This is a genomic window from Zoogloea sp., assembly GCF_041914405.1.
In the GTDB taxonomy this organism is placed as follows: domain Bacteria; phylum Pseudomonadota; class Gammaproteobacteria; order Burkholderiales; family Rhodocyclaceae; genus Zoogloea.
Map to the genome: position 1 here is coordinate 1,967 of NZ_JAYSDK010000065.1, position 7,025 is coordinate 8,991.

The window sequence follows — 7,025 nt, forward strand, 5'->3', positions numbered from 1 at the left end:
GGTGGTGGTTGGGGTTGTCGCGGCCCCGGGGTTGGCCCCCCGGCGCCGGGCGCCTGGGGGGGGGGCGAATCCAGTCCCCCGCCGCCGTTTCTAGGAGCACCGGGGGCTAATGACCCCCCCCCTACGGGTGTCCGGCAAGTTCCCCGAAGGAGGAAACCCGCTGTCAGCCGTAGCGGCGCGCCGCTTCCACTGCCAGCCCTGCGCCGATGCTGCCGAACAGGTCGCCTTCTACCGCACGGGCCCTCGGTAGTTCGGCGGCGATGCGGGCACGCAGTTGGGGCACGCCGCTGGCGCCGCCGGTGAAGTACAGCGTGTTCACTTGGTCGCGGGCCACGCCGGCTTCGTCGAGCAGCGTGCCGACGGTGGCCGCGACGCGCTCGACCAGGCTTCGGGTGGCCAGCGTGAAGGCCTCGCTGCTGATCTCGTGGGCGAGTCCCGGCTCTAGACGGTCCAGCTCCATGTGGGCCGTGCTGGCGGTGGACAGGTCGATCTTCGCCTGTTCGACCTGCAGGGCCAGCCAGTGCCCCTCGCGTTGACCGATCAGGCGGGCCAGGCGGTCCAGCTCCTGACGGGCCGCTGCGTCCCGGTAGATGGCCTGGAAGTCCGCAAAGGCTTGCCGGGTATAGGCGAAGTTGATGGTGTGCCAGGTGGCCAACTGGAAGAACAGCGCTGACGGCACTTCGGCGCCGCTTTTCATCAGCCCCTTGTAGCCGAGCAGCGGCATCACGCATTCCAGGCTCAGTGCCCGGTCGAAGTCGGTACCGCCCACGTGCAGGCCGGCATTGCCGAGCAGGTCCTCGCGGCGGTCGACGCGCTTGGCCCGTTCTGGCGACAGGCGCACCAGCGAGAAGTCGGCAGTACCGCCGCCGATGTCGGCGATCAGCACCAGCTCCTCCCGTTCGAGGCTGGCCTCGTAGTGCAGCGCCGCGCCGATCGGCTCGAACTGGAAGCTGACTTCCTTGAACCCCACCTGGCGGGCGATCGCCTCCAGGGTGTCCTGGGCGCGCTGGTCGGCGGCCGGGTTTTCGTCTACGAAATATACCGGGCGGCCGAACACGGCCTGCTCGAAGCTGCGCCCGGCCTCGGCTTCGGCGCGGTTCTTCAGTTCGCCGATGAAGCTCGCCAGCAGGTCGCGGAAACGCAGCGCCCGCCCGCCCACCTCGGTGCTGCCGTCCATCAGGTTGCTGCCCAGCAGGCTCTTGATGGCCCGCATCAGCCGCCCTTCGTAGCCTTCCAGGTATTCCGCCAGCGCATCCCGTCCGTAGTGGGTGGTTTCTTCGTCCGCATTGAAGAAGACGGCAGACGGCAGCGTCGCTTTGCCGTCCTCGAGGGGCAGCAGCGTCGGCAGACCGGGGCGCAGCCAGCCGACGGTGGAGTTGGAGGTGCCGAAGTCGATGCCGCAGGCGCGGGCGGGGCTGGAACTCATGGCGAAGGGCAGAAAGACAAGGGGCGGAATGCTACGCCGGTTGGCGTATGGGGTGAAGACGGCAATGGCAAGCCGTCGCCCGGTTGGTACTAGGCGCTGATGTAATCCAGCTGCGGTCGAGGCGTTCCGCTGCTCAGGCTCAATCCTTCTTCAGCAGCGCCCCCAGCCCCGCGAACGGTGAATGGGTCGCGGCTTTGCCGGGCTGCTTGGCGGTGACATTGCCCTGAGTGGCTTCGAGCTGGCGCTGGTGTTCGTTGTCGTGGCAATACACGCACAGCAGTTCCCAGTTGCTGCCGTCGGGCGGATTGTTGTCGTGGTTGTGGTCACGGTGGTGCACTGTCAGTTCGCGCAGGTTGGTGACGGTGAACTGGCGGGCGCAGCGTCCGCACACCCACGGGTAGATCTTGAGGGCTTTCTCGCGGTAGCCCTCCGCGCGCTTGTCGGCGGCGCGACGGGCTTCGAGGACGAGACGGTCGAGTTTTTCGCTCATTGCTTGTTTCCGGAAAGACGTTGTTCGAGGTCGGCCAGCGCATCTTCGATGACGGTCGCAGCCCAGTCCAGTTCGGCTTCAGTGACCACCAGCGGCGGTGCGAAGCGCAGCACGGAGTCGTGGGTATCCTTGGTCATCAGGCCACGGGCCAGTAGCCATTCTGCCGCAGTGCGGGCATTGACACGGCGCGTGTCCAGCTCCATGCCGATCAACAGACCGCGGCCGCGCACTTCGCGGATCAGCGGATTGCGGATAGCTTGCAGGCGGGTCATGAAGGCGGCGCCGAGGCGGTCGGCGCGTTCCACCAGTTTTTCCTCGCTGAGCAGGGCCAGGGCTTCGGCGGCGACAGCCGCGCCGAGCGGGTTGCCGCCGAAGGTTGAGCCGTGGTCGCCGGGGCGGAATACCCGCATCACCGCCTCGTCGGCGAGGAAGGCCGATACGGGTAGCAGGCCGCCGCCGAGGGCCTTGCCGAGGATCACGCCGTCGGGGCGCACGCCGTCGTGCTGGCAGGCCAGCAGGCGGCCGGTGCGGCCGAGGCCGGTCTGCACCTCGTCCGCGATTAGCAGCACGTTGTTGGCGCGGCAGATCTCGGCGCAGCGCACGAGCCAGCCGTCTGGCGGCACGTGGATGCCGCCTTCGCCCTGGATCGGCTCGAACAGGAAGGCCGCGGTGTGCGGCGTGATTGCGGCGGCGAGGGCGTCGGCGTCGCCGAAGGGGATGCTGCGGAAGCCCGGCGTGAAGGGGCCGAAGCCGTCCCGGTACTGGGCTTCCGACGAGAAGCCGACGATGGTCGTCGAGCGACCGTGAAAGTTGTCGGCGCAGACGATGATCTCGGCCTGCCCCTCCGGTACGCCCTTGATCTTGTGGGCCCACTTGCGGGCCGCCTTGAGGGCGGTTTCAACGGCTTCCAGGCCGGTGTTCACCGGCAGGGCCTGGTCGTAGCCGAGCAGCGCCGACAGGCGCTCCAGCATCAGCGGCAGGCGGTCGTTAGCGTACGCGCGGGAAGTCAGTGCCAGGCGCTGGGCCTGGTCAGTGAGCACCTTGACCAGGCGCGGGTGGCTGTGGCCGAAGCTGACCGCCGAGTAAGCGCTCATCATGTCCAGGTAGCGCCGGCCTTCCACGTCCCACAGCCAGACCCCTTCGCCGCGGGTGAACACCACCGGCAGCGGGGCGTAGTTATGGGCGCCAAAGGTCTGCTCGCGGGCCAGCAGGTTGGTGGTGGTCGGGCCGAGGGCTGCCGATGCGAAATCCAGCACCCAGCGTGCGCCGCTGCCGTCCCGGTCCCGTTCGGGCACGTATTCGACGATTTCCAGCGCCACCAGGTCGGCGCAGCTGCGCAGGCCGTGCAGGCAGTCGGCGAGTTCCTGTGGATCGAGGCCGTCCGGCTCAAGACAGGTGGTGGCCGGCAGCAGCGCGCAATCCACGGAGTCGAGGTCCACCGACACGCCGAAGCCCGCGGTGCCGTCGCGGGCGATGCTCATCGCCTCGCACAGCACGGCCGGCAGGCCGCGGCGCTTGACCTCGGGCATGAAAAAAATGCGTACGCCGAGGCGTTTGAGCAGGGTCAGTTCCTCCGGCTCCCAGGAGCGTGCGCCGACGATCGCCACGTGGGCCGGATCGAGGCGGGGGCCGGGGACTTCCGTGAGGCTCGGATCACCGATGCCAAGCAGCGCAGCCAGCGGCATGCCGTGGATGTTGCCGCTGTGGCTGGTCTGGACGGTGTGCGAGTCCAGGTGGGCGTCGATCCAGATCAACCCCAGCTTGCCGCGTCCCTCCACGGCCCGCGCCGCGCCGCGCCAGGTGCCGGCGCCGATCGCGTGGTCACCGCCCAGTACCAGTGGCACCGTGCCGTCGGCGCACAGGGCGGCGACTTCGTCCGCCAGGTCGTGGAGCAGGGCGCTGACGTTGCTCAGCCGTTCCGGCAGGGAGGCGCGCGGTGGTTTGGGCGCGCTTGGTTCGTGGAGGGACTGCCAGCGGGCCGGGATGCCGCGGCTGCGCAACTGGGCATCGAGGCCGAGATCCTTGAGGGTGCGGGGGCCGGCGGCGGGGCCGAAGATCGGTGCGCCGAGGCAGGATCCGACACCGACGATGCGGACCGGACGGACAGGCACGAGCGGGGCAGGCATGGTCTTCCTCCGAAGGCGGTTGGGCCGAGATGGCCGTCATGCCTGTTTGAGCGGGCCGCGGTGGCTTCGTTCAAGGCCGGGTGTGAGGCTTACCACACCTGTGGGGGCGAATGAATTCGCCCCCACAGGTTCAGTGCCACAGATCCGGTGTCTCAGTCTCAGTGCAGTAGGTGCCAGGCTTCGATGGAGGCCAGGGCGGCCAGCAGCACGGTGCAGCCGATCAGCCAGTAACGGGTGCGGCGGCTTTCGGTGACCAGGCGGGCGAGTTCGGCGCGGTGGTCTTCCGCCACCGGCTGGGTGGCCAGTGCCTTGTGCACCAGGCGCGGCAGTTGGGGCAATGTGGCTGCCCAAGACGGGGCTTCGTCCTTGACGTGGCGCAGCAGCGCACGCCAGCCGATCTGGTCATTCATCCAGCGTTCGAGGAAAGGCTTGGCGGTCTTCCACAGGTCGAGGTCCGGGTCGAGCTGGCGGCCGAGGCCCTCGATATTGAGCAGGGTCTTCTGCAACAAAACGAGCTGGGGCTGGACCTCCATCTCGAAGCGGCGGGCGGTCTGGAACAGGCGCAGCAAGGTCTTGCCGAAGGAGATGTCCTTCAACGGGCGGTCGAAGATCGGCTCGCAGACTGCGCGGATGGCCCCTTCGAACTCGTCCACCCGGGTGTGCGGCGGTACCCAGCCGGCTTCGATGTGGGCCAGCGCGACGCGCCGGTAATCCCGTTGGAAGAAGGCCAGGAAGTTGGTGGCCAGGTACTTCTTGTCGGAGTCGTTGAGGGTGCCGATGATGCCGAAGTCGAGCGCGATGTAGCGCCCGCGGGCCGGGCCGTCGGTCGCCACGAAGATGTTGCCGGGGTGCATGTCGGCGTGGAAGAAGCCGTCGCGGAACACCTGAGTGAAGAAGATTTCGACGCCTGCACGGGACAGGTGCTTGAGGTCGATGCCATTCTGCTTGAGGGCCTCGAGCTGGGAGATCGGGATGCCCTTCATGCGCTCCATCACCATTACGTTGGTAGAGCAGAAGTCCCAATGCACTTCGGGCACCACCAGCAGATCGGAGTCCTTGAAGTTGCGCCGTAGCTGGGAGCAGTTGGCGGCCTCGCGCATCAGGTCGAGCTCGTCGCGCAGGTACTTGGAGAACTCGGCGACTACTTCCCGCGGCTTCAGGCGGCGGCCCTCCGGCCACACCTTCTCGAGCACCGTGGCGGCTGCGTCGAGCAGGGCCAGGTCGTGGGCGATCACCGGGGCGATGCCGGGGCGCAGGATCTTTACCGCAACCTCGGTACCATCGGGCAACTCGGCGAAATGCACCTGGGCGATGGAGGCCGAGGCGATTGGCTCCCGCTCGAAGCGCGCGAAGACCTCGTCGACCGGCTTGCCGTAGGCTTCATGCAACTGGGCGAGGGCTTCTGCCGAGGAGAAGGGCGGCACCCGGTCCTGCAGGCGGGCCAGCTCTTCGGCGATGGCCGGCGGCAGCAGGTCGCGGCGGGTGGACAGCATCTGGCCGAACTTGACGAAGATCGGGCCTAGGGATTCGAGGGCCTGGCGCAGTCGGGCGCCTGATGGTTCGTTGAAAGTCCGGCGGAAGCGGGTGAGCTTCGCCAGCCAGGCCAGGCGGCCGGTCGGCTCGTTGGAGAGGACCATCTGATCGAGCCCGTATTTCAGGCTCACGGAGACGATCTTGACGAGTCGGAAGAGACGCACGGCGGCTGTAGAGAAGGAAAACGCGGATTGTGCCCGGAAAGGCCGGGCGACGAAAGCCGGCGAGGCGGGTCTTCAGCGCCGCTTGGCGGGGCGCGCTGGCGGCTTCGGTGGTGGCTCTGGCGTGGCGGCGACGGGAGGGGGCGCGCTGCGGCCTGGCTGCACCTGCTCCAGCAGCCAGCGGGTGGCCAGGTGGATCTCCCGCTTCAGCGCTTCGTCTTCGTCGGGGCTGCCAAAACTGAGGCTGGCCATGCCGGCGTCGTCGATCGAGAAAGGGGGCACGCGCCACTCCCGTTCGACGACGAACAGGTGCTCGCCATCGCGGATCGCCTTCTGTGCGATGACATAGCCGTAGGGCCGGTTCTGGAAGTTGCTGCAGTAGGCCGTGCGGGTGGCGCTGGGCAGTCCGTCGCGCACCGCGCTGACCATCCCGCTGGTGGTGAAGCCGGCGCAGTGCCGGGCCAGTCCGGCGGCGATATAGGCGAGATAGCTGTCGGGGCCCATGTCCTGGGCCGCAAAGCGCTGTACCAGGATGCGGTCGCGGTAGTCCTCCAGGCCCTGGCCGCGGGGCAGGTATTCCTCGTGGCGGACGCCCTGGCCCTCCCGCAAGTCGATGATGCGCCAGCCCGCGCCGGCCGGCATCGGCACCGGCCAGTGCAGCGTGGCGGGCTCGCCGCGCGCCGCGGCGGCGACCAGCAGGCTGGTCAGGAGGACGGTCGGTCGGAAGAGGCTCACGGTCGTTTCCGGCTGCGCACACAGGCTGCAAAGATAGGGCAAGGACATGATTTTTGCCATGCCGATCGCACTTTGTTACCGCCGCCGCACCGGCGTCCCGCCGTGGCAACGCCTGCTTGGATATAATCCTGTGCTTTTAGTCGCAGTGTTTGCCATGAGCGCCGATTCCAAAACCCAGCTTGCCGACCTCCTGCGCGCCGCCCTGTTGAGCGTCGCCCCCGAACAGGCCGAAACCCCCGTCAACCTGGAACGCCCCAAGCAGGCCGGCCATGGTGATTTTGCAAGCAACCTGGCGCTGCAGCTGGCCAAGCCGCTGAAGCGCAATCCGCGCGAGCTGGCCAACCTGCTGCTGGCCGAACTGCCCAAGTCCGATTTGATCGCCAAGGCCGAAGTGGCCGGCGCCGGCTTCATCAACTTCACGCTGGTCTCCGACGCCAAGACCGCCGTTGTGCGCAGCGTGCTGGAGCGCGGCGAGGCCTTCGGCCGCGGCGACAAGAGCGGCGTCAAGGTGCAGGTGGAGTTCGTCTCCGCCAACCCGACCGGCCCGCTGCACG

The 7,025-nt window shown here is 68.0% G+C and carries 5 protein-coding genes and 1 pseudogene; 1 reads left to right on the forward strand and 5 read right to left on the reverse strand.

Translation table 11 applies throughout. The annotated features are described in order from the left end of the window. Positions 1–163: 163 nt before the first annotated feature. From ACE3RX_RS22635 to ACE3RX_RS22655, 5 genes are all read right to left on the reverse strand, one after another. Positions 164–1,426 (reverse strand): Hsp70 family protein, encoded by a 1,263-nt coding sequence (locus tag ACE3RX_RS22635; RefSeq protein WP_374487231.1) that lies wholly within the window; start codon positions 1,424–1,426, stop codon positions 164–166. A gap of 139 nt (positions 1,427–1,565) precedes the next feature. Beyond that, the gene (locus ACE3RX_RS22640) at positions 1,566–1,916 is read right to left on the reverse strand and encodes a YajD family HNH nuclease (RefSeq protein ID WP_374487232.1); all 351 of its coding nucleotides are present in this window, start codon (positions 1,914–1,916) and stop codon (positions 1,566–1,568) included. Beyond that, positions 1,913–4,042, reverse strand: a complete 2,130-nt coding sequence (gene rocD / locus ACE3RX_RS22645) for an ornithine--oxo-acid transaminase (RefSeq protein WP_374487233.1) — start codon at positions 4,040–4,042, stop codon at positions 1,913–1,915. The genes ACE3RX_RS22640 and rocD overlap by 4 nt, the downstream gene beginning before the upstream one ends. A gap of 158 nt (positions 4,043–4,200) precedes the next feature. Then, on the reverse strand, positions 4,201–5,739 hold the full coding sequence (ubiB, locus tag ACE3RX_RS22650; protein ID WP_374487235.1) for a ubiquinone biosynthesis regulatory protein kinase UbiB: 1,539 nt from the start codon (positions 5,737–5,739) through the stop codon (positions 4,201–4,203). A 72-nt stretch (positions 5,740–5,811) separates the two neighbouring features. Next, the gene (locus ACE3RX_RS22655) at positions 5,812–6,471 is read right to left on the reverse strand and encodes a hypothetical protein (protein ID WP_374487236.1); all 660 of its coding nucleotides are present in this window, start codon (positions 6,469–6,471) and stop codon (positions 5,812–5,814) included. Between the two features lie 154 nt (positions 6,472–6,625). On the opposite strand from ACE3RX_RS22655, the pseudogene argS reads away from it, so the two are divergent. Beyond that, positions 6,626–7,025: pseudogene (gene argS, locus ACE3RX_RS22660) on the forward strand (arginine--tRNA ligase); the annotation flags it as partial.